Annotated in this window: 21 protein-coding genes; 13 read left to right on the forward strand and 8 right to left on the reverse strand. The window is 63.4% G+C overall.

Annotated features, from left to right (window positions below; all coding sequences use genetic code 11):
* Positions 1–3: 3 nt before the first annotated feature.
* Together ACODTY_RS01800 and ACODTY_RS01805 are read right to left on the reverse strand one after the other, a co-directional pair.
* Complete coding sequence (locus tag ACODTY_RS01800) at positions 4–1,026, reverse strand: quaternary amine ABC transporter ATP-binding protein (protein ID WP_488992575.1); 1,023 nt, start codon at positions 1,024–1,026, stop codon at positions 4–6.
* A gap of 78 nt (positions 1,027–1,104) precedes the next feature.
* Entirely contained in the window at positions 1,105–2,070 is a 966-nt protein-coding gene (locus ACODTY_RS01805) for an ABC transporter substrate-binding protein (protein WP_488992576.1), read from the reverse strand.
* Positions 2,071–2,313: 243 nt separating this feature from the next.
* Here ACODTY_RS01805 and ACODTY_RS01810 point away from each other — a divergent pair, with 243 nt between their 5' ends.
* The 8 genes from ACODTY_RS01810 to ACODTY_RS01845 all read left to right on the forward strand — a co-directional run bounded on the left by ACODTY_RS01810 (position 2,314) and on the right by ACODTY_RS01845 (position 10,941).
* Positions 2,314–3,108 (forward strand): DeoR/GlpR family DNA-binding transcription regulator, encoded by a 795-nt coding sequence (locus ACODTY_RS01810; protein WP_488992577.1) that lies wholly within the window; start codon positions 2,314–2,316, stop codon positions 3,106–3,108.
* A gap of 110 nt (positions 3,109–3,218) precedes the next feature.
* A complete protein-coding gene (locus ACODTY_RS01815) occupies positions 3,219–3,803 on the forward strand; it encodes a cupin domain-containing protein (RefSeq protein ID WP_488992578.1) in 585 nt (194 codons plus the stop codon).
* Between the two features lie 153 nt (positions 3,804–3,956).
* A complete protein-coding gene (locus ACODTY_RS01820) occupies positions 3,957–5,168 on the forward strand; it encodes an acyl-CoA dehydrogenase (protein ID WP_488992579.1) in 1,212 nt (403 codons plus the stop codon).
* Positions 5,169–5,231: 63 nt separating this feature from the next.
* Positions 5,232–6,623, forward strand: a complete 1,392-nt coding sequence (locus ACODTY_RS01825) for an aspartate aminotransferase family protein (RefSeq protein WP_488992580.1) — start codon at positions 5,232–5,234, stop codon at positions 6,621–6,623.
* Positions 6,624–6,679: 56 nt separating this feature from the next.
* Positions 6,680–7,729 carry an ABC transporter substrate-binding protein gene (locus tag ACODTY_RS01830; RefSeq protein WP_488992581.1) on the forward strand — a complete coding sequence of 350 codons (1,050 nt, stop codon included), beginning with the start codon at positions 6,680–6,682 and terminating at the stop codon, positions 7,727–7,729.
* A 178-nt stretch (positions 7,730–7,907) separates the two neighbouring features.
* Entirely contained in the window at positions 7,908–8,975 is a 1,068-nt protein-coding gene (locus ACODTY_RS01835; protein ID WP_488992582.1) for an ABC transporter ATP-binding protein, read from the forward strand.
* Positions 8,972–10,147, forward strand: coding sequence for an ABC transporter permease (locus ACODTY_RS01840; protein ID WP_488992583.1), 1,176 nt, complete (start codon positions 8,972–8,974; stop codon positions 10,145–10,147). The genes ACODTY_RS01835 and ACODTY_RS01840 overlap by 4 nt, the downstream gene beginning before the upstream one ends.
* Complete coding sequence (locus ACODTY_RS01845) at positions 10,147–10,941, forward strand: ABC transporter permease (protein WP_488992584.1); 795 nt, start codon at positions 10,147–10,149, stop codon at positions 10,939–10,941. Before ACODTY_RS01840 ends, ACODTY_RS01845 begins: the two co-directional genes overlap by 1 nt.
* Before the next feature lie 10 nt (positions 10,942–10,951).
* On the opposite strand, the gene ACODTY_RS01850 is transcribed toward ACODTY_RS01845, so the two are convergent.
* The 5 genes from ACODTY_RS01850 to ACODTY_RS01870 all read right to left on the reverse strand — a co-directional run bounded on the left by ACODTY_RS01850 (position 10,952) and on the right by ACODTY_RS01870 (position 15,827).
* Positions 10,952–11,668 (reverse strand): helix-turn-helix transcriptional regulator, encoded by a 717-nt coding sequence (locus tag ACODTY_RS01850; RefSeq protein WP_488992585.1) that lies wholly within the window; start codon positions 11,666–11,668, stop codon positions 10,952–10,954.
* A gap of 75 nt (positions 11,669–11,743) precedes the next feature.
* The gene (locus tag ACODTY_RS01855) at positions 11,744–12,151 is read right to left on the reverse strand and encodes a hypothetical protein (protein WP_488992586.1); all 408 of its coding nucleotides are present in this window, start codon (positions 12,149–12,151) and stop codon (positions 11,744–11,746) included.
* A 119-nt stretch (positions 12,152–12,270) separates the two neighbouring features.
* Positions 12,271–12,444: a hypothetical protein gene (locus ACODTY_RS01860; protein ID WP_488992587.1), complete on the reverse strand. Its 174-nt coding sequence runs from the start codon at positions 12,442–12,444 to the stop codon at positions 12,271–12,273.
* A gap of 100 nt (positions 12,445–12,544) precedes the next feature.
* Complete coding sequence (locus ACODTY_RS01865) at positions 12,545–13,804, reverse strand: Hsp70 family protein (RefSeq protein WP_488992588.1); 1,260 nt, start codon at positions 13,802–13,804, stop codon at positions 12,545–12,547.
* 115 nt (positions 13,805–13,919) lie between these two features.
* The gene (locus ACODTY_RS01870) at positions 13,920–15,827 is read right to left on the reverse strand and encodes a propionyl-CoA synthetase (RefSeq protein WP_488992589.1); all 1,908 of its coding nucleotides are present in this window, start codon (positions 15,825–15,827) and stop codon (positions 13,920–13,922) included.
* Between the two features lie 170 nt (positions 15,828–15,997).
* Between ACODTY_RS01870 and ACODTY_RS01875 the strand changes: the two genes are divergently transcribed.
* Positions 15,998–16,159 carry a hypothetical protein gene (locus tag ACODTY_RS01875; protein WP_488992590.1) on the forward strand — a complete coding sequence of 54 codons (162 nt, stop codon included), beginning with the start codon at positions 15,998–16,000 and terminating at the stop codon, positions 16,157–16,159.
* A 31-nt stretch (positions 16,160–16,190) separates the two neighbouring features.
* On the opposite strand, the gene ACODTY_RS01880 is transcribed toward ACODTY_RS01875, so the two are convergent.
* Entirely contained in the window at positions 16,191–16,943 is a 753-nt protein-coding gene (locus ACODTY_RS01880; protein WP_488992591.1) for a sulfite exporter TauE/SafE family protein, read from the reverse strand.
* 332 nt (positions 16,944–17,275) lie between these two features.
* On the opposite strand from ACODTY_RS01880, the gene rplS reads away from it, so the two are divergent.
* The 4 genes from rplS to ACODTY_RS01900 all read left to right on the forward strand — a co-directional run bounded on the left by rplS (position 17,276) and on the right by ACODTY_RS01900 (position 20,505).
* Positions 17,276–17,815, forward strand: a complete 540-nt coding sequence (rplS, locus tag ACODTY_RS01885; protein ID WP_488992592.1) for a 50S ribosomal protein L19 — start codon at positions 17,276–17,278, stop codon at positions 17,813–17,815.
* Positions 17,816–17,890: 75 nt separating this feature from the next.
* Entirely contained in the window at positions 17,891–18,709 is an 819-nt protein-coding gene (locus tag ACODTY_RS01890) for a class I SAM-dependent methyltransferase (protein WP_488992593.1), read from the forward strand.
* Positions 18,710–18,816: 107 nt separating this feature from the next.
* Positions 18,817–19,614 carry a transporter substrate-binding domain-containing protein gene (locus tag ACODTY_RS01895; protein WP_488992594.1) on the forward strand — a complete coding sequence of 266 codons (798 nt, stop codon included), beginning with the start codon at positions 18,817–18,819 and terminating at the stop codon, positions 19,612–19,614.
* A gap of 72 nt (positions 19,615–19,686) precedes the next feature.
* On the forward strand, positions 19,687–20,505 hold the full coding sequence (locus ACODTY_RS01900) for an amino acid ABC transporter permease (RefSeq protein WP_488992595.1): 819 nt from the start codon (positions 19,687–19,689) through the stop codon (positions 20,503–20,505).
* Positions 20,506–20,550 lie beyond the last annotated feature (45 nt).

The raw sequence follows: 20,550 nt of genomic DNA on the forward strand, positions 1-20,550 counted from the left end.
GCGCTACCCCCGCATCATCAGGGCGACGACATCGGCGCGTTCGAGCACGCCGACGGTCGCACCACCGGCATCGACAACGCTCAGCAGTTCCGTCTTGTCGCCGAACAAGGGTGCCGCCTCGGCAATCGTCGCGCCTTTCGAAATCGACGCCCCGTTCGCCGCCTTGCCCTTGGCCGGCTTCATGGCGCTTGCCACCTTCACCACCTTGGCTTTCGGCACGTTGCGGGTGAATTCGGCGACATAGGCCGTCGCCGGGTTCAGCACGATGTCCTCGGGCGAGCCGATCTGGACCACCGCGCCGTCCTTCATGATGGCGATGCGGTCGGCGAGCCGGATGGCCTCGTCGAAGTCGTGGGTGATGAAGACGATGGTCTTCTTCAGCACCGATTGCAGGCGCATGAATTCGTCCTGCATCTCGCGCCGGATCAGCGGATCGAGTGCGGAGAAAGGCTCGTCCAGGAACCACAGTTCCGGCTCGACCGCCAGCGAACGGGCGATGCCGACGCGCTGCTGCTGCCCGCCGGAAAGTTCGCGCGGGAAGAAATGCTCCTTGTCGGCCAAGCCCACCAGCTCGATCATCTTGCGGGCGCGCTCCTCGCGCGTCGCGCGGTCCACGCCCTGCACTTCGAGCGGGAAGGCGACATTCGCCAGCACCGTCAGGTGCGGCAGCAGCGCGAAATTCTGGAACACCATGCCCATCTGGTGGCGGCGGATCTCGATCATGCGCCGGTCGTCTGCCTCGAGCAGGTTCTCGCCGTTGAACAGGATTTCGCCAGCCGTCGGTTCGACAAGGCGAGAGAGGCAGCGCACCAGCGTCGATTTGCCGGAGCCCGACAGGCCCATGATGACGAAAATCTCGCCGGCGCGGACATCGAGGTTCACACCCCGCACCGCGCCGACGAGACCCCGCGCGCCCAACTCTTTCAGCCCTGCATTGCCGCCCGTTTCCTGCAGGAATTCCTTTGCCCCGGCGCCGAACACCTTCCAGACATCGCGGCAGACAAGTTTCGGTTGCGCTTCGGCCATCGGTCTTCCGGCGTGTCGGTCGAAAAGGGTTGGTTGCCCGCCGCTAGCCAAAGCCGCGGCGGGCTATCCGGATCAGTGCTACTTCTTGATCCACTCGGACCAGCGCGCCTCGTTTGCGCCCATCCATTCGGCCACCACGTCCTCGACCTTCTTGCCGTCGAGATCTACCTTGGTGATCATCTGGCCCATTTCGTCATTGTCGATGGTGAAGGCCTTGATCGCCTTGTAGGCGTCGGGCCACTTGTCCTTCACGCCGGCCCAGCCGACCTTCCAGATTTCACCGAAGGGCTTGCCGCAGTCATAGGCCATGTCGGGGTTCGAGCCCCAGGCCGGGTCGGTGTAGCATTCCTTGGTGTATTCGGGGAATTCGACCCATTCGCCCTTGTATTTGGCTGTCGCCCAGTGTGGCGCATAAATCCACAACAGGATCGGCGCCTGGCGCTGGTAGGCGCTTTCAAGCTCGGCAAAAAGTGCGGCGTCGGTGCCGGCGTGGATGACTTCGAACGGCAGATCGAGCGCCTCGACGCGTTCGTCGTCAAAGCCGCCCCACGTCACCGGTCCGCCAAGGTAGCGGCCCTTCGGCGCGGTTTCGGCAGTCGAGAACGCCTCGGCGCACTTCTCGTCCTTCAGCGCTTCCCAATTGGGCAGGCCGGGGCATTTCTCCTTCATGTATTCGGGGAACCACCACTCTTCCTTGGCCTTCATGCCGGTCGGGCCGAAATTCTCCACCTTGCCGGTGGCTGTTGCCGCGTCCATGGCGTCGCGGCCAGTGGTTTCCCACATTTCCATCGCGACATGCAGGTCGCCGCTTTCGAGGCCGGCAAACTGGGCCAGGTAATCGGCCTGGACATATTCGACATTGTCGCCGGCCTTCTTCAGCACCTCGCCCATGATCTGGGTGGTGATGAGCTGGCCGGTCCAGTCATGCAGCGTCAATTTGATCGGGTCGGTCGAGTCCTGCGCCATCACCGGCGTCATGGACAGGCTTGCGCCAAGGGCAAGTGCCCCGAGCGCGGTCGTGGTCATGCGAATGCGCGAAAACATGTCGAGCCTCCTGCTCACCCTCTGAACTTTGTCGTTGGTGTGCCTCAGGTCGTTGCCATCTCCCGCAGCAAGCGCCTCAGGTTCGTCACTTCGCCAGTGTCACGCGGCATGCGCCGGCTTGTCAACGTGGTTTTGTGGTTTTTTGTGTTGATTTGCCTGATCTATGTGGCAATCGCTTGCATGTCTTTGTCAGATTGCCATAAAAACAGTCACGTTGATGATTGTTCGAGCGCCGGACCTGCGATGATCCATTCCAAGCGTCATGGTGAAATCCTGCGCCTTCTGGGCGATGAGGGGACGGTGACCATCGCCAGCCTGGCCGAACGGCTGGGCGTCTCGCTCGAAACCGTGCGCCGCGACGTCAAGCCGCTCACCGACGACGGCATCGTGGTCAAGATGCACGGCGCCATCGGCCTGCCGGCGATGACCGCCGAAGCGCCCTTCGAGCGGCGCATGCGCGAAAACGCGGAAGCCAAGCGCACCATCGCCCGCATGGTGGCTGCGACCATCCGCGACGGCGAATCCATCATGCTCGACACCGGCACGACGACCAGCTTCCTCGCCCGCGAACTGCTCGGTCACAGGCGGTTGACGGTGGTCACCAACTCCTCCGACATCGCGCGCACGCTGGCCACGGTCAACGGCAACAAGGTCTATATGGCCGGCGGCGAATTGCGCAGCGATTCAGGCGCCGCCTTCGGCATCTCGGCGATCGAATTCGTCAGCCGCTTCAGCGTCACCCATGCCATCATCTCTGCAGGCGCCATCGACGCTTTTGCTGGCGTCATGGACTATGACCTCGCCGAAGCCGAGTTCGCCCGCATGGTGTTGTCGCGCGGGCAGCGGTCCATGGTCATCACCGACAACAGCAAATTCGGCCGCCAGGGCCTCGTCCAGGTCTGCGGTCTTTCGGGTTTTGCCGAACTTGCCACCAACCAGGCACCGCCGCGCGACATTGCAGACGCGCTTGGCGCGGCCGGCGTCCGCCTTGTCGTGGCCGAAGCCGAACCGGCTGGAGCCGGCAGCCGCGCAGGCTGAACGGCGGTCGGCATCTCGCGCTGTACAATCGACTTTCGCCTCTTCCCTTGCGGCAAAGTGTCAGATATTTTGCGCAAGATTGAACAAGTCTTCGCGAGCCCGGCAACCGCATGGCAGAGAATTTCGACGTTGGCGCGCGCCTCAAGGCGTTGAGGGTGGGAGCAGAGCTTTCGCAGCGCGAGCTTGCCGCCCGGGCCAATGTCCCGCATGCGCAGATCTCGATCATCGAGAAGAACAAGTCGAGCCCGTCGATTGCCACGCTGCGCAAGATCCTCGGCGGTCTCGACGTCTCCATGTCCGACTTCTTCGAGGACGACCAGCGCAAGAAATTCGGCCCGTTCTTCGGTGTTGACGACCTCAAGGACCTGACCTCGCGCGTTACCGCGCGCGCCATAGACAATGGCGAAGGCCGGCTGACGCTGCGCCAGGTCGGCGATGCGCGCGCCTACAACCTGCAAATCCTGCACGAAGTCTACGAGCCCGGCGCCGACACCGGCGAAGCCATGCTCGAGCACTTCTCGACCGAGGGCGGATATGTCGTCGAGGGCGAGCTGGAACTGACGGTGGGCGACGAGGTGCGGGTGCTGAAGGCGGGTGAATCCTACCTGTTCGACAGCCGCGTGCCGCACCGTTTCCGCAACGCGTCCGCCGGCATCACCATCGTCATCTCGGCCTGCACGCCGCCTTACCTTTAGCGAAAATTCGCTCAATATATTGAGCGGTATGTTGCGCAGAATTTTGAACGATGCTAACACCCATGGCAGGGATATGATGACGACAGGAGGAGCCGGCCCGTATGGGCTAGGCTTTGTCCGATATCCCTTGCGGCAGCTCAGGAGGCGACTGCATTGACCGCTCAGCACGGCAAGACATCTTCACATACGGCAGCCTTCGTCTGGGACGATCCCTTCCTGTTCGAGCAGCAGCTCACGGAAGACGAGCGCATGGTGCGCGATGCGGCCGCGGCCTTTGCCGCCGACAAGCTCGCGCCCCGCATCGAAGACGCCTACATGGAGGAAAAGACCGATCCGGCCATCTTCCGCGAGATGGGTGACGCCGGCCTGCTCGGCATCACCATTCCGGAAGAATATGGCGGGCTCGGCGCCGGCTACGTCACTTACGGCCTCGTCGCGCGTGAAGTCGAGCGAGTCGACAGCGGCTACCGCTCGATGATGAGCGTGCAGTCCTCGCTCGTCATGTATCCGATCCATGCCTACGGCTCGGAGGAGCAGCGCAGGAAGTACCTGCCCAAGCTCGCTTCGGGCGAATGGATCGGCTGCTTCGGCCTGACCGAGCCGGATGCCGGCTCCGATCCCGGCGGCATGAAGACGCGCGCCGAAAAGACCGCGTCGGGCTACCGCCTCAACGGATCCAAGATGTGGATTTCCAACGCGCCCATCGCCGACGTCTTTGTCGTCTGGGCAAAGTCTGCGGCGCATGACAACCAGATCCGCGGCTTCGTGCTCGACAAGGGCATGAAGGGCCTGTCAGCACCGAAGATCGGCGGCAAGCTGTCGCTGCGCGCCTCGATCACCGGCGAGATCGTGCTTGAAAATGTCGAGGTCGGCGAAGACGCGCTGTTGCCAAACGTTTCCGGCCTCAAGGGCCCGTTTGGCTGTTTGAACCGCGCCCGCTTCGGCATTTCCTGGGGCGTCATGGGTGCGGCGGAAGATTGCTGGCACCGCGCGCGCCAATACGGTCTCGACCGCAAGCAGTTCGGCAAGCCGCTCGCCGCCACGCAGCTCTACCAGAAGAAGCTTGCCGACATGCAGACCGAGATTGCGCTTGGCCTGCAGGGCAGCTTGCGCGTCGGCCGCCTCATGGACGAGGGCAAGATGGCACCGGAAATGATCTCCATCGTCAAGCGCAACAATTGCGGCAAGGCGCTCGACATCGCCCGCCAGGCCCGCGACATGCATGGCGGCAACGGCATCCAGATCGGCTACCATGTCATGCGCCACGCGCAGAACCTGGAAACCGTCAACACCTATGAAGGCGCGCACGATGTGCACGCGCTGATCCTCGGACGCGCCCAGACGGGCATCCAGGCGTTCTTCTGACAACCACTCCCGATGCCGGCCACACCCACCTTGGCCGGCCAACTGACTGACTGGAAACGCACCATGACCCCCAAGCCCAATTCGATCGAAGCGCGCGACATCGCCTACCATCTCCATGGCTACACCAATGGCCGCAAGCACCAGCAGGTTGGCCCGCTGGTCATCGAAAGCGGCGAGGGCGTCTATGTCACCGACGTTCACGGCAAGCGCTATATCGAGGGCATGGCCGGGCTATGGAGCGTGGCGCTCGGCTTCGGCGAAAAGCGCCTTGTCGACGCCGCCACCCGCCAGATGGCGAAGCTGCCCTTCTACCACACCTTCACGCACAAATCGCACGGCCCGGTCGTGGAGCTTGCCGAGAAGCTGGTGACGATGGCGCCCGCGCCGATGAGCAAGGCCTTCTTCACCAACTCAGGCTCCGAAGCCAACGACACGGCGATGAAGCTGATCTGGTATCGCTCCAACGCGCTCGGCCAGCCTGAGCGCAAGAAGATCATCAGCCGCAAGCGCGCCTATCACGGTGTCACCATCGCTTCCGGCAGCCTCACTGGCCTGCCCAACAACCACCGCTCCTTCGACCTGCCGATCCAGGGCATCCTGCACACCGCAAGCCCGCATCACTGGCGCGACGCGCAGCCGGGCGAAAGCGAAGAGGCTTTCGCCACGCGCCTTGCCGGCGAGCTCGAGGCGCTGATCCTGGCTGAAGGTCCCGAAACAATCGCCGCTTTCTTCGGCGAGCCGGTCATGGGCGCCGGCGGCGTCGTCGTGCCGCCGCGCACCTACTGGGCCAAGATCCAGGCGGTGCTGAAGAAGTACGACATCCTGTTCCTGGCCGACGAAGTCATCTGCGGCTTTGGTCGCACCGGCAACATGTTCGGCTGCCAGACCTACGACCTGAAGCCGGACATGATCGTGCTCTCCAAGCAGCTGTCGTCGTCCTATCTTCCGATCTCGGCCTTCCTCGCCAATGACCGCGTCCTCGACCCGATCCTCGACGAAAGCGAGCGCATCGGCACGCTCGGCCACGGCTTCACCGCAGGCGGCCATCCGGTGCCGGCGGCGGTCGCGCTTGAAACCATCAAGATCATAGAGGAGCGCAACCTGGTCGGCCACGCCGCCGAAATGGGCGAGCTTCTGCTTGAAGGCCTGCGCAAGCTCGAAGGCCACCCGCTGGTCGGCGAAGTGCGCGGCGTCGGCCTGATCGCGGCAATGGAACTGGTGACCGACAAGGCCACCAAGTCGGCGCTTGAAGCACCCGGCGTTCTGGGCGGCATCTTCAATGCCGAACTGCAGGAGCAGGGCATCATCTGCCGCAACATGGGCGATGCGATTGCGCTCTGCCCGCCGCTGGTCATCCAGCCGAACGAGGTTCGCTCGATCCTCGACAAATTCGCCAGTGCCCTTGACACGGTTTCGCGCAAGATTTTCGATGGTGCGACCGAGAAAGTGGCCTGACGTCAGTCATCCGGCAGGGCCGGATTCTCGCAAACATAGATAAAGGGGAAGCGAAAATGCGCAAACGGGTAGGAATTCTGGCAATGGGCGGTCTTTTGGCCGTTGGCCTCGGCATGGCGATGCCGGCTTCGGCCCGCGACCTGACCGTGGTGTCATGGGGCGGCAATTATCAGGACGCGCAGCGGGAAATCTATTTCAAGCCGTTTGCCGAAAAGTCCGGCAAGCCGCTGCTCGACGAAGCCTGGGATGGCGGCATCGGCGTGCTGCAGGCCAAGGTCAAGGCCGGCAACCCGAACTGGGATGCGGTGCAGGTCGAGGTCGAGGAACTGGCGCTTGGCTGTGCCGACGGTCTCTATGAAAAGATCGACTGGAGCAAGATTCCCGACAAGGACAAGTTCATTCCGTCCGCGGTAAACGAATGCGGCGTCGGTGCGATCGTCTGGTCTACCGCGATTGCCTATGACACCGACAAGATCGCCGATGGCCCGAAGTCATGGGCGGATTTCTGGGACGTGCAGAAATTCCCCGGCAAGCGCTCGCTGCGCAAAGGCCCGAAATACACGCTGGAATTCGCGCTGATGGCCGATGGCGTCACGCCGGCCGAGGTCTACAAGGTGCTCTCCACGCCTGAGGGCGTCGATCGCGCTTTCAAGAAGCTCGACGAGCTGAAGGCGAACATCGTGTGGTGGGAAAGCGGCGCGCAGCCGCTGCAGCTTCTCGCTTCCGGCGAAGTGGCGATGGCATCGGCCTACAACGGTCGCATCACCGGCATCAACCGCACCGAGAACCGCCATTTCAAGGTGGTGTGGCCGGGCTCGATCTACGCCGTCGATAGCTGGGTCATCCTGAAGGATGCCGAGAACAAGGACGCGGCGATGGATTTCATCGCTTTCGCCAGCCAGCCTGAGAACCAGGCCAAGCTGCCGCAGCATGTCGCCTACGGTCTGCCCAACATGAACGCGGCGTCACAGGTTCCGGCGGACCTGCAGGCCGATCTGCCGACCGATCCGGCCAATATGGAACAGGCTGTTTCGCTCGACGTCGATTTCTGGATCGACAATTCGGAAGCCTTGACCCAGCGCTTCAACGCCTGGCTCGCGCAGTAAGCGGGTAGGCCCGGACGTCCAAGGACGTTCGCCTGTGACAGAAGGTGCGGGATTTTTTTGATCCCGCACTTTCGTTTCCCGATCCGGAACCGTCTGTACAGAGAATGTGCATGATCCAAGAAGGGAGCGCAGTTCCGGCAATGTTTCGGCGTAAACCCCAGATGTGATGTGAGAGCCCTTGGTTCAGTCCAACATCCGCTTTGAACAGGTCAACAAGTCGTTCGGCACGCTGCGTGTCGTCGATGATCTCAACCTCGTCATCGAGCAGGGCGAATTCGTCAGCCTGCTTGGGCCCTCCGGCTCGGGCAAGACGACCATCCTGATGATGCTGGCGGGCTTCGAAGCCCCGACCAGCGGCATCATTTCGCTCGGTTCGCAACGCATCGACCAGTTGCCGCCGCACAAGCGCAACATGGGCGTCGTGTTCCAGAACTATGCGCTGTTCCCGCATATGGACGTGGCTTCCAACGTCGCCTTCCCGCTGGAAATGCGCGGCACCCCGAAAGCGGAAATCGGCGAGCGCGTGACGCGTGCGCTCGACATGGTGCAGCTTGGCGCGCTCAAGGACCGCCGGCCGTCGCAATTGTCGGGCGGCCAGCAGCAGCGCGTCGCGCTGGCGCGTGCGCTGGTGTTCGAGCCGTCCGTGGTTTTGATGGACGAGCCGCTCGGCGCGCTCGACAAGCAGTTGCGCGAGCAGATGCAGCTCGACATCCGCGCCCTGCACCGCAGGCTCGGCCTGACCATCGTCTTCGTCACGCATGACCAGTCGGAAGCGCTCACCATGTCCGACCGCATCGCCGTGTTCAATCGCGGCAAGATCGAGCAGATCGGCAGTCCGCGCGAAATCTACGACCAGCCGCATTCGCGTTTCGTGGCGCAGTTCATCGGTGAGACCAATCTGGTCGAGGGCACGCTTGCCGAAAACGGCAAGTCAGGTGCAACCGTGGCCTTGCCCGGCGGCGGCCAGATCCGGGTGCAGCCGTCGGGCGCGCAGTTGGCCAGCCAGAAGATACTGGTTTCCGTGCGGCCCGAGCGCATCCGCCTCGACACCGGCAACAAGGCTGACAACAGCTATTCGGCGACCATCACCGATGCCGTCTATCATGGCGATCACCTGCGCATCCAACTCGACGACGATGCCTTCGGCTTCATCGTCAAGGCTGACCGCAAGCAGGCCGAATTGGCGCCGGGCGACCGCGTTACCGTCTCGTTCTCGGCTTCCGATTGCTGGATGCTGCCGGCATGAGCGAGGCAGCGGCCCGCACCCGGCTCGGCGCGTTGGCGCTTGTCGCGCCGCTGGTCCTGTTTCTTGCGCTGTTCTTTGCCTGGCCGCTCGTCTCCATGCTGAAGGAATCGGTGTCCGATCCCGTCGGCTCGCGCGCCTTTCCGCTCACCGCCGAAGCCGCCGCCGGATGGGACCGCCAGTCGGAGCCGCCGGATGCGCTCAAGCAGGCCTTCGTGGAAGATTTGCGCAACATCGACGACCAGCAATTGCTGGGCGATGCCGTGCGCCGGCTGAACAGCGCGCAGAACGGCTTCCGGACATTGATGGGCAAGACCGTGCGCGCAGCACAGGAACAGAGCGGTCCGCTCGATCTGGCGGCCATCGATGCCAAGTGGACCGATGTGCGCTTCTGGCGCGCGGTGGTGGATTCCACCAACCCCTATACCGACCGCAACCTGCTTGCAGCGCTCGACTACCAGCGCGACGCCACTGGCAAGGTAGTGGCGCTTCCGGCGGATGCCTCGGCCAACACGGCCATCCTGTTGCGCACCTTGTGGATCGGCGCGGTGGTCACCGTCGCCTGTGCCCTGATCGGCCTGCCCTACGCCATGCTGGCAGCATCGGTCACCGGCTGGAAGCGGCAACTGCTGCTGGGTGCCGTGCTGCTTCCGTTGTGGACCTCATTGCTGGTTCGCACGGCAGCCTGGTTCATCCTGCTGCAGGAAAAGGGCCTCATCAACGACATGCTGATCAGCCTTGGCCTCATCAACGGCCCGCTGCCGCTGATCTTCAACCGCCTTGGCGTTGTCATCGCCATGACGCATGTGCTGCTGCCCTTCATGGTGCTGCCGATCTATTCGGTGCTGCTTGCCATTCCAAAGAACCTGATGCCGGCTGCTGCCTCGCTCGGCGCGCCGCCGTGGCGGGCATTCCTGCGTGTGCTTTTGCCGCTCAGCCTGCGCGGCGTGGTGTCCGGTTCGCTGCTCGTCTTCATGACGGCCATCGGCTACTACATCACGCCGGCCCTGATCGGCGGAGCACAGGACCAGATGATCTCGTCGGTCATCGCCTTCTACGCCATCGGCTCGGCCAACTGGGGCATGGCCGGCGCGCTCGGCGCAATCCTGCTTGTGGCGACGCTGGCGCTCTACGCCGTCTACGGCCGCCTGTCCTCGGATCGCGGGAGCCTGTGATGCGGCCGAGCGATGTCGCCCGATTGGTGTTTGGCGTGCTGGCGGTGGTGTTCCTGATCGCGCCGCTGATCGCCATCCTGCCGCTCGCCTTCACCTCCAGCGTGTTCCTGACCTATCCGATCCCGGACTATTCGATGCGCTGGTTCCGCGAATTGTTCGTGGCCGATGTCTGGCGGCTTTCGATCGTAAACAGCCTGATCGTCGGCACCGGCACGACGATCCTCGCCGGTGTCCTTGGAACCATGGCGGCACTTGGTCTGCGCAACAGCGGCCTCGTCCTGCCCGGCCTGTTCCGCACCGCCTTCCTGTTGCCGATGGTGGTGCCGGCGGTTGTACTCGGTGTCGGCATGCAGGTGTTCTTCGTCCAGATCGGCTTTGCCAACACCTATGCCGGCGTCATCTGCGCCCACACCGTGGTCGCCGTTCCGTTCGTGGTGGTTTCCGTTTCGGCGTCGCTCGCCGGCATCGACCGTCGCGTTGAACGCGCTGCGCTCAGCCTCGGCGCTTCGCCGTTCACCGTCTTTCGAAGGGTGACCTTTCCGCTCGCTCTGCCGGGTATCCTGTCGGGTGCGGTGTTTGCCTTCGCCACCTCGCTCGACGAAGTCGTGCTGACGCTGTTCGTCGCCGGTCCAAACCAGCGCACCTTGGCACGTCAGATGTTTTCCACCATCCGCGAGAACATCAGCCCGGCTATTGCCGCCGCAGCCTTCCTGTTCATCGTCGGCACGCTGCTGGTGGCGCTCGTCGCGCTGTTGATCCGCAGGCGCGCGTCGCAGGCCAGGCAGCCGGCCTGAGCACTGGAATTCACATGCCGCGCGCGGTCGGCCCCATGCCGTACGATTCGCTGCGTTCGACGGCGCGATAAAAGTCGGCAAGCTGCTTGCCGCGCTCCGGCTTGAAGATCCGCTCGGTCTTGACCAGCGAGGAGATGCGGTCGATGCGGAAGGCTCGGAAATCGTTGCGCATCTCGCACCACGCCACCAGCGTCCATACTTTGCCCCAGAACCACAGGCCGAGCGGGCGCACGTCGCGCGCGGTTGAGCGTCCCGCCTCGTCGCAATAGTCGATGGTTAGCACGTGACGCTTTTCGACCGCGCGTTCGATGACGTCGATGGATTGGCGGTCGCTGTCGCTCACCACCCACATCGGCGAGTGGATTTCGGTGCGCGCGATGCGGTCGCGCTCGGCGTCGGGCAGCACCGCTCCTATCTTCACCAGCGCCTCGTCGGCCGCTCGGGCCATGGTCGCGCCGCCGAAGGCGCGCACCATGCGCGCGCCGGCGACCAGCGCCACGATCTCGTCACGCGTGAACATCAGCGGTGGGAGGTCGAACCCCTCCCGCATCATGTAGCCGACGCCCGCCTCCCCATCGATCGGCACGCCGGTCGACTGCAGGTCGGCAATGTCGCGATAGATCGTGCGTTCGGAAACCTCGAGCCAGGTGCCCAGCTTCTGCGCGGTAACCAGCCGGCCACCACGCAGATGCTGTACGATCTGGAAAAGCCTGTCGGCGCGCCGCATTCAGTGCTCCCTCGGCGATTGATACTTCATGCAATTCCGACTGGCTGCTCAGCGCCCGCCCGTCGGTGTCTTTCCCTAAGGCTCCAGCCCTTCGTTTCTTCGCTGCTGCTCCACAAACGCAGCACCGAAGGAAAGCTTTCCCGTCGTCGGCGTCTTCCGGTCCAGCACACGCCAGAACGGGGTCACGTCGGAAATCGCCAAGCCGCGCTCGATATCCTCGTTCGCGGCCTCGGCGACGGTCCTCAGATGATAGCCGATTGTCACCGGGCAGGTAACATCCGCGCCATGACGCCTTGCCAGCCCCGAACGTAGTTCGCGCACGCTCATCGACCTGCCCTGCGGGATGGTGCGAATGAAGTCGTCGACCTGACGCGGCGTCGGCACCAGCATCGGCTGGCCTTCGACGACGTCGCCCATGGTACGCGGCGTCGCGCGAATGCCATTCACGCCGGGCGTATTCAGCCTGTCGGTCCAGCTTTTCATGGCAAGCGCCTTCTATGGGTGCGGATGCGATTTCATTTGTCGGCATCTGCTCAAGCCTCGACTTTCGCACGATGCTCCTGACAACATACTGTCAGGAGATGGCAACAAGTTCCAATTCTTCAAGACAGGTTAAGTCGATTGTCGTCGCCGCGATGCATGTCGGGCCAGCCGATATCCGCGCGGATTTCTGGTGGCAGCGAATTCAGGAGACGCTCCGTGCGGATCTCGTTGCGGATGGTGCGTACCTTTCCGACATAGTGCTTCATGGCGTTGAAAATGCTTGGCGTATTCATGACGGCGCTCCTCTTTTTGGTGAACGCCGGCATCATCGCACAGGCCTGCTGACAGCAGTCTGTCAGTAAGGCGGCAAGACGGTGGAGTTTGTCCCCGGGATCAGCCGAAGCGCCGCGCCGCGTCGATGGCGAGGCCCAGCCCAACCGAGCCGAAGCGGTCTGACCGGGAGATGCGGGCATGCGCAAAGCGCGCCGTTGCGGCACGTTCCACCGCCGGCACCTGAACGCCGCCGCCGGTCAGGATCACGGTTTCGATCGCCTCGGCCTGCGTGCCGGCCTGCTTCAGCGCATCGGCGATAGAAGCGTCGATGCTGTGGACGAGTTCGCGGCTCGCCTGCTCGAATTCGGCCCTCGTCACCGGCACCTCCAGCCTCAGGCCCGGTTCGCGCAAGGCGATGGTCTCCGCGTCAGCGTCGGTCAGCGCGATCTTGGCCTTCTCCACTTCCGCCGCGAGGCGATGGCCGGAGCGATGCTTGAGCAGGTGGGCGTAGCGTGTGAGCTTTTCCGGCTCGGCAGCTTCGCGCATCATCAGGCGGATGTCGTCGATGTTCTTGCGCGTATAGAGCGTGTTGATGCGGTGCCACGTCGCCATGTCGTTGAAGTACCAGACCGGCAGCCGGCGCTTGCCGTCGGCGGTTGATGAGCCGAGACCAAGATGCGGCATGACCTTGGCGATGTTGAGCTGCCGGTCGAAATCGGTGCCGCCGATGTGAACGCCGGTGGTCGAGAGAATATCGTCGCGCCGGTCGGCCTGCCTTGCCCGCTCGGGCGAGAGCCTCAGCACCGAGAAGTCCGAGGTGCCGCCGCCGATATCCACCACCAGCGCCAGCTGCTCGGCATTGATCGCGCGTTCGTGGTGCAGCGCCGCCGCTATCGGCTCGAACTGGAATTCGATGTGGCGAAAGCCCTCCATGCGCGCCGCCGCCTCAAGCTGCGCCTCGGCCTGCCTGTCGGCCTCGTCGTCCTCGTCGACGAAGCGCACGGGCCGGCCCAGCACAACCTTGTCCGGCGCGCCGCCTCTTTCGGCTTCCAGCCGGCTGCGCAAATGGCGCAGGAAACGGCCGATGATCGCCTCGAAGCGCAGGCGCTCGCGGCCCACTTGCGTGGTGTCCTTCATCAGGCTGCTGCCGAGGATGGACTTCAGGGCGCGCATGAAGCGCCCTTCCGCGCCGTCCATATATTCGAAGACCGCGGCGCGGCCGAAATAGGTCTTGCCGTCCTCAAGGCTGTAGAACAGCGCAGACGGGATGGTCAGGTGCTCGCCCTCAAGCGGCACCAGCACGGGCTTGCCGCCTGATTCGCACAGGCCGACGGTTGAGTTGGTGGTGCCGAAATCGACACCACAAAAGGCTTCTGCCATGGTTGGAAGCTCGCAATGGATGGAGCGTGGTTCCGCGGGCGCGGAATGCGCATTTCCAGAATGCGGACGCTTTAGCCGACCGCCGCCGAAAATGAAAGGCCGAAGCGCCGGCCGATCAGACGCCGATGCCGCGCGCCTTCAGCGCCTCGGTGATCTCGTCCAGAATGGCGGGATCGTCGATGGTCGCCGGCATCTTCCACTCTTCCTTGTCGGCAATCTTCTGCATGGTGCCGCGCAGCACCTTGCCCGAGCGCGTCTTGGGCAGGCGCTTGATGGTCACCACCGTCTTGAAGGCGGCAACGGGGCCGATGCGGTCGCGCACCAGCGCAATCGCTTCCTTCTCGATTGCGGCAAGGTCGCGCGCCACGCCGGCGTTGAGCACGACGAGGCCCAGCGGCGACTGTCCCTTCAGCTCGTCGGCAATGCCGATCACCGCGCATTCGGCAACGTCCGGGTGTTCGGCCAGCACTTCCTCCATCGCGCCGGTGGAAAGCCGGTGGCCGGCGACGTTGATGATGTCGTCGGTGCGCGCCATCACGAACAGGTAGCCGTCATCGTCGAGGATGCCGGCGTCGGCGGTCTTGTAGTAGCCGGGGAACTCATCGAGATAGGCCTGGTGGAAACGCTTGTCGGCATTCCACAGCGTCGGCAGGCATGCCGGCGGCAGCGGCAGTTTCAAAACCACGTTGCCCAGCGTGCCGTTCGGCACTTCGTGTCCGGCGTCGTTCAGGATGTGGATGTCATAGCCCGGCATCGGCACGCCGGGCGAACCGTATTTCACGGGCAATGTGCCAAGCCCCACCGGGTTCTGGGTGATCGGCGCGCCGGTCTCGGTCTGCCACCAGTGGTCGATCACCGGAACTCCTAGCCGCTGCTCTGCCCACTTGATGGTTTCGGGGTCGGCGCGCTCGCCGGCCAGGAACAGGGTGCGGAACTTCGACAGATCGTATTTCGGAATGAACTCGCCCTTGGGGTCCTGCCCCTTGATGGCGCGGAAAGCGGTAGGCGCGGTGAAAAGCGCCGCCACCCCGTGCTGCTGGATCACGCGCCAGAAGGTGCCGGCATCCGGCGTTCCGACCGGCTTGCCCTCGAACATCACCGTCGTGCAGCCATGCAGCAGCGGGGCATAGACGATGTAGGAATGGCCGACGACCCAACCGACATCGGAAGCCGCCCAGAACACTTCGCCCGGCTTGATGCCGAACTCGTTGTCCATCGACCATTTCAGCATCACCATGTGGCCGCCATTGTCGCGGATCACGCCCTTAGGCTGGCCGGTGGTGCCTGAGGTATAAAGCACATACAGCGGATCGGTGGAGACAACCGGCACGCAATCGACATTGGCGCCGGCAGCGCGCTCGCGCGCCACCGCATCGGCATAGTCGATGTCGCGGCCTTCGATCATGTCGCAGCGCAGTTGTTCGCGCTGCACGACGATGCAGCGTTCCGGCTTGTGGCGGGCAAGCTCGATCGCCTCGTCGAGCAAGGGCTTGTAGGCGATGGTGCGGTTCGGTTCGAGGCCGCAGGAGGCCGAGATCACCGCCTTCGGCTGGGCGTCCTCGATGCGGGTGGCAAGCTCGCGCGCGGCAAAGCCGCCGAACACCACCGAATGGATCGCGCCAAGGCGCGCGCAGGCCAGCATGGCAAAAGCGGCTTCGGCGATCATCGGCATATAGATGATGACGCGGTCGCCCTTGCCGATGCCCTGGTTCTTCAGCACGCAAGCCAGTGCGACGACTTCGCGCTTCAGTTCGGCATAGGTGAACTTGCGCACGGTGCCGGCAATGGCGCTGTCGTGGATCAGCGCAAGCTGGTCGGCGCGCCCGTTGGCGACATGGCGGTCCACGGCGTTGTAGCAGGTGTTGCAGGTCGCTCCGGGAAACCAGCGGCCGTAGACGCCGCTTGTCGCGTCGAAGACCTTTTCGTAGGGCGTGAACCAATCCACGTCGCGCGCGGCCTCGGCCCAGAATGCGTCGGGATCACGCTTCCAGTCGGCGTAGACCTGATGATAACGCGATTGCATGCCTGTTCCTCCGAGCGGCCCTGATAGTTGACCCTATCTAGCGGTTCGGCAAGGCTATCGTCTATCTGACTTAGGTTTAGGCTTTTATGGCGCGAGGGCTTGTATCTTATGGCTTTGACAGTTCGCCGCGATGCTGCTCAAAGGCTGGGTCGAAACAGCAGCATTCTAAAATGACCAAAATCCTTGCCTTCGTCATCCTTGGCCTGATGGTCATCCAGTTGATCAAGCCGCTTGGCTGGCCGGGCCTCAAGCGCCGCTCCGATTTCTGGAAGCTGGCGCTCATGGCAATCGCGGCGATTTCCTTTGCAGCGGTCGCCGGTCATTGGTCTTGATGGCCTCTGGGGTCCTGATAGTTCCGCCTTCTCAGCCCTTGAAGAAATAGTAGCCGGCAAGCAGCAGGCCGACGACGATGACAATGCCGCGCACCACCGACTGCGGCACGCGCCGCGCCGTCCATACGCCGGCGTAGCCGCCGATGGCGACGCCCGGCACCATGGCGGCTGCCTGCAGCCAGGCGATGACGCCGCCCGACACGAAGATGACGATGGCGACGCTGGCGATGATGATCGACAGCATGTTCTTCAGCGCGTTCATGCGGTGATAGCTGCCGCCTTCGGTTAGTCCAAGCGTGGCCAGCATCATCACGCCCATGCCGGCGCCGAAGAACCCGCCATAGATCGCGGTAAAAAACTGGACGATGCGTCCGGCAAGCGACGGCTTTGCGTCGTCCGCCTGCTCGCGTGCGGCGGGCCTGAGCCACGGGCCGGCGGCGAACAGTGCTGTCGCGGCAATCAAAAGCCACGGCACCATGGCGCTGAAGGACTGGTTGTCGAGCGCGAGCAGGATCAGCGACCCGATCAACGCTCCGATGATGGAGATCACCGCGAAGGCGATGGCGCCGCGCCACATGCGCTTGATGTCGGTCCAGTACGCCAGCGTCGAGGTGACATAGCCCGGCAATTGCGCGATCGAGGAGGTCGCGTTGGCTATGATCGGCGGCATGCCGACCAGCGTCAGCGCGCCAAAGGTCAGGAAAGTGCCGCCGCCGGCAATGGCGTTGACGATGCCCGATAAAAGACCGGCGATGAAAAGAATGAAAGCGTCGAGAAATGTCACGGTAAAATGCCTGCTATGCGGAATATGCTCGGGGTGTTAAGGCTTGCGCGCGACCATGCGTCACCGGCGCCAGCGAGGCCATGCGCCTTTCGTCTGCCGGAGGCAAGGCGATAAAAGTTGGGCAGCGCAGGTGACAAAGCCGTTCCAATGGTGTATCGCCGCGCCCGTACTGGAAGAAAAATCTTCCGGATTGCAATAACCCGTCAACAATTGGCGGTGCAATCGCCCCTGCCGGATGTCCTTGGACGGATGGCATAGCCGAGCGGTCATTTGAACTGCAAGGCGAGTGCCGGGCGCTCTGACTGTCGGAAGAACAAGAAGTGGATAAAACGATGGATCTCATCCGTCAGCTCGAGGCCGAACAGGCCGCCAAGATCGAAGCCAAGCGCAAGCTGCCAGAATTCCAGCCCGGCGACACCGTTCGCGTGCTGGTGCGCGTCACCGAAGGCACCCGTACCCGCGTCCAGGCCTATGAAGGCGTTGTCATCGCCCGTTCCGGCGCCGGCTTCCAGGAGAATTTCACCGTCCGCAAGATTTCCTACGGCGAAGGCGTGGAGCGCGTGTTCCCGGTCTACTCGCCGATGGTCGAGGGCGTCGAGATCGTGCGCCGCGGCAAGGTGCGCCGCGCCAAGCTCTATTACCTGCGTGACCGTCGCGGCAAGTCAGCCCGCATCACCGAGAACACCGGCGTTCGCGCCCGCAAGCTGAACGACGCCGAGCGCGATGCGCTGAACGCCGAAAAGGCCCGCATCGAAGCCGAGAAGATCGCAGCTGCCGAAGCGCTCGCCGCCGAGAAGGCCGCACAGGACGCCGCCGAGAAGAAGGCAGCCGAAGCTGCCGCCGCGGAAGCCGCTGCCGCCACCGCGGAATAAGCTTCTTCCACATATCTCTCGAAAAGGCGGCTTCGGCCGCCTTTTTTATTGCTGCCGATTTGCTGGAGGGACGAAATGGACGACTTCTTGCGCGCCAACCGGCTGAACTGGGACAACCGCGCCGAGCTTCACGCCACCGACACCACCGGCAGCTACCGCATCGCTGCAGTGCTTGGCGGCGGCTCTTCGCTGCATGAACTGGAGGCCAGCGAGGTCGGCGACATCGCCGGCAAGGACATCGTCCACCTGCAGTGCCATATCGGCCTCGATACGCTGAGCCTCAAGCATCTCGGTGCTGCCAGCGTCACCGGGCTCGACTTCTCGCCCGCAGCCATCGCCGCCGCGCGTGGCTTCGCCGAAAAAGCCGGCACCGAGGCGCGCTTCGTCGAGGCGTCCGTCTATGATGCCGAAAAGGCGCTCGGCCAGACCTACGACATGGTGTTCGTCACCTGGGGCGCGATCAACTGGCTGCCGGACATCTTCCGCTGGGCCAAAGTCGTCGCCTCTTTGCTCCGGCCCGGCGGCCGGCTCTACCTTCTCGAAGGCCATCCGATGATGAACCAGCTCGAGGCGCGCGACGGCCGCCTCGACATCGAGTTTGGCTGGCGCACGCCGCTTGCCGATCCGCTCGCCTTCGACGATGTGCAGACCTACACCGGCGACGAGCGGGCGCTCTCGCACACGCGATGCTACGAATGGATCCATCCGCTTTCGGACATCGTCAACGCGCTGCTTCAGGCCGGCCTTTCGCTCGATTTCCTCAACGAGCACGAAGTCGTGGTGTGGAAGGCGTTTCCCTTCGTGGTCGAGACGGGCGAAGACCAGTTCGAACTGCCGGCGGGCATGCCGCGCATTCCGATGTCGTTCTCGCTCGGCGCCACCAAACGCGGCTGACACTGGAAAACCGATCTTGCCATACCGGCGGTTGTGGAACGGGCCGTCTTGCAAGGTGCGGTCAGGCGGATAATGTTACCCGGTTCATTGCTGCTGGGGAGCGCGCCGTGCTGAAATCGAAGCTTGTCCTTGCCGGCCTGTTGGCCGCCTTTCTCGTCCCTGTCGCCGCGTTTGCGCAAAGCCTGCCCGATCTCGGCGGCCGCACCGTGTCGGTCGTGGCCGAGAACGCCTATCCGCCGTTGCAGTTCGTCGATCCCAAGACCGGCGACCAGAAGGGCTGGGAATATGACGCGATGGACGAGATCGCCAAGCGCCTCAACTTCAAGATCGAGTACAGCGCGACATCATGGGATGCGATGATCCAGGCTGTTGCCGACAACCAGTACAACATCGGCATGAACGGCATCACCATCAATGACGAGCGCAAGGCCAAGGTCGATTTTTCCGATCCCTACATGCGCTCCGAGCAGTTCATGCTGGTGCGTTCCGATGAAAAGCGCTTCACCGACGCCAAGACCTTCGGCGCCTTCAAGGACGGCCTGATCGGCGCGCAGGCCGGCACCACGCCTTTCTACACCGCCGTCTACAGCGTGCTCGACGGCAACGAGCAGAACCCGCGCATCAAGCTGTTCGAGACCTTCGGCGCCAGCGTTCTGGCGCTCATCTCCGGCGACGTCGACACGGTTCTCACCGACGGTACAGCCGGCAAGGGCTATGTCGAGAATTCCGGCGGCGGGCTGAAGCTGATCGGCGGGCCGCTCGGCACCGAGGATTTCGGCTTCATCTTCCCGAAGAACTCCGACCTCGTCGCCCCCATCAACGCCGCGATCGCCGAACTGAAGAAGGACGGCACGTTCGACGCTTTGACCAAGAAGTGGTTCCTCGACTACAAGCTCGGCGAATGATCTTCGACCTGGCTTGTTTTCATGATGACGTTTGATGGCTTTGCATCGGGAACCCGCGCGGGTTCCCTGTAGATGCCGCAACCCCGCAAACTGCAAAAGCCGGATTTCCCGTGGTGGCTGGTTGCCGCCGGGTTGCTGGCCGCCGCCGCCGCGCTGTTCATCGTGGCAAGCGACCTCTATTCGCAGGTGTTCGCAACCGTCGCCAAGGGCATCGGCATCACGCTTTTCGTCACTATGGTCGCCTTCGTGCTGGCCTCGGCAATCGGCCTCGGCATCGCGCTGATGGCGCTGTCCGGTTCGCGCCTGCTTCGACAGGCCGCGCGCTTCTATGTCGAGATCATCCGCGGCATCCCGATGCTGGTGCTCTTGTTCTGGATCGCCTTCGTCGGCGCGCCGGCTCTGGTCACTGCGTGGAATTTTCTCACGCTGCCGCTCCAGCACGCCGGCCTCGCCGAGCCGCTCCTGGTGCGCGACGTGTCTTTGCTGTGGCGCGCGATCATCGCGCTCACCATCGGCTATTCCGCCTTCATCGCCGAGGTCTTCCGCGCCGGCATCCAGGCGGTCGATCAGGGGCAGGTCGAGGCAGCCAAGGCGCTCGGGCTGACGCCGTTCCAGCGCTTTCGCCTGATCGTCTTCCCGCAAGCGATCCGCACCATCCTGCCGCCGCTCGGCAACGATTTCGTCGCCATGGTCAAGGACTCGTCGCTGGTCTCCGTGCTCGGCGTCGCCGACATCACGCAGATGGCCAAGATCTACGCGTCCGGCTCGTTCCGCTTCTTCGAAACCTATTCCATCGTTGCCTATATCTATCTGATCCTCACCGTCGGCCTGTCGATTGCCTTGAGGGCACTCGAAAAGCGCTTGCGGCGCGGCCATGAACACGCGAGCTAGCTCTTGCTGTTTGCGTCCGGCAGCACACCGTCATAGGCTGCCTTT

The sequence above is a fragment of the Mesorhizobium sp. FG116 genome (assembly GCF_057809835.1).

Excerpts from the sequence above, each read along its gene's own strand:
- ACODTY_RS01800 (WP_488992575.1), bottom strand. The coding sequence starts at position 1,026 with ATGGCCGAAGCGCAACCGAAACTTGTCTGCCGCGATGTCTGGAAGGTG.
- ACODTY_RS01805 (WP_488992576.1), bottom strand. The coding sequence starts at position 2,070 with ATGTTTTCGCGCATTCGCATGACCACGACCGCGCTCGGGGCACTTGCC.
- ACODTY_RS01810 (WP_488992577.1), top strand. The coding sequence starts at position 2,314 with ATGATCCATTCCAAGCGTCATGGTGAAATCCTGCGCCTTCTGGGCGAT.
- ACODTY_RS01815 (WP_488992578.1), top strand. The coding sequence starts at position 3,219 with ATGGCAGAGAATTTCGACGTTGGCGCGCGCCTCAAGGCGTTGAGGGTG.
- ACODTY_RS01825 (WP_488992580.1), top strand. The coding sequence starts at position 5,232 with ATGACCCCCAAGCCCAATTCGATCGAAGCGCGCGACATCGCCTACCAT.
- ACODTY_RS01830 (WP_488992581.1), top strand. The coding sequence starts at position 6,680 with ATGCGCAAACGGGTAGGAATTCTGGCAATGGGCGGTCTTTTGGCCGTT.
- ACODTY_RS01840 (WP_488992583.1), top strand. The coding sequence starts at position 8,972 with ATGAGCGAGGCAGCGGCCCGCACCCGGCTCGGCGCGTTGGCGCTTGTC.
- ACODTY_RS01845 (WP_488992584.1), top strand. The coding sequence starts at position 10,147 with ATGCGGCCGAGCGATGTCGCCCGATTGGTGTTTGGCGTGCTGGCGGTG.
- ACODTY_RS01850 (WP_488992585.1), bottom strand. The coding sequence starts at position 11,668 with ATGCGGCGCGCCGACAGGCTTTTCCAGATCGTACAGCATCTGCGTGGT.
- ACODTY_RS01855 (WP_488992586.1), bottom strand. The coding sequence starts at position 12,151 with ATGAAAAGCTGGACCGACAGGCTGAATACGCCCGGCGTGAATGGCATT.
- ACODTY_RS01860 (WP_488992587.1), bottom strand. The coding sequence starts at position 12,444 with ATGAATACGCCAAGCATTTTCAACGCCATGAAGCACTATGTCGGAAAG.
- ACODTY_RS01865 (WP_488992588.1), bottom strand. The coding sequence starts at position 13,804 with ATGGCAGAAGCCTTTTGTGGTGTCGATTTCGGCACCACCAACTCAACC.
- ACODTY_RS01870 (WP_488992589.1), bottom strand. The coding sequence starts at position 15,827 with ATGCAATCGCGTTATCATCAGGTCTACGCCGACTGGAAGCGTGATCCC.
- ACODTY_RS01875 (WP_488992590.1), top strand. The coding sequence starts at position 15,998 with ATGACCAAAATCCTTGCCTTCGTCATCCTTGGCCTGATGGTCATCCAG.
- rplS (WP_488992592.1), top strand. The coding sequence starts at position 17,276 with ATGGATCTCATCCGTCAGCTCGAGGCCGAACAGGCCGCCAAGATCGAA.
- ACODTY_RS01890 (WP_488992593.1), top strand. The coding sequence starts at position 17,891 with ATGGACGACTTCTTGCGCGCCAACCGGCTGAACTGGGACAACCGCGCC.
- ACODTY_RS01900 (WP_488992595.1), top strand. The coding sequence starts at position 19,687 with ATGCCGCAACCCCGCAAACTGCAAAAGCCGGATTTCCCGTGGTGGCTG.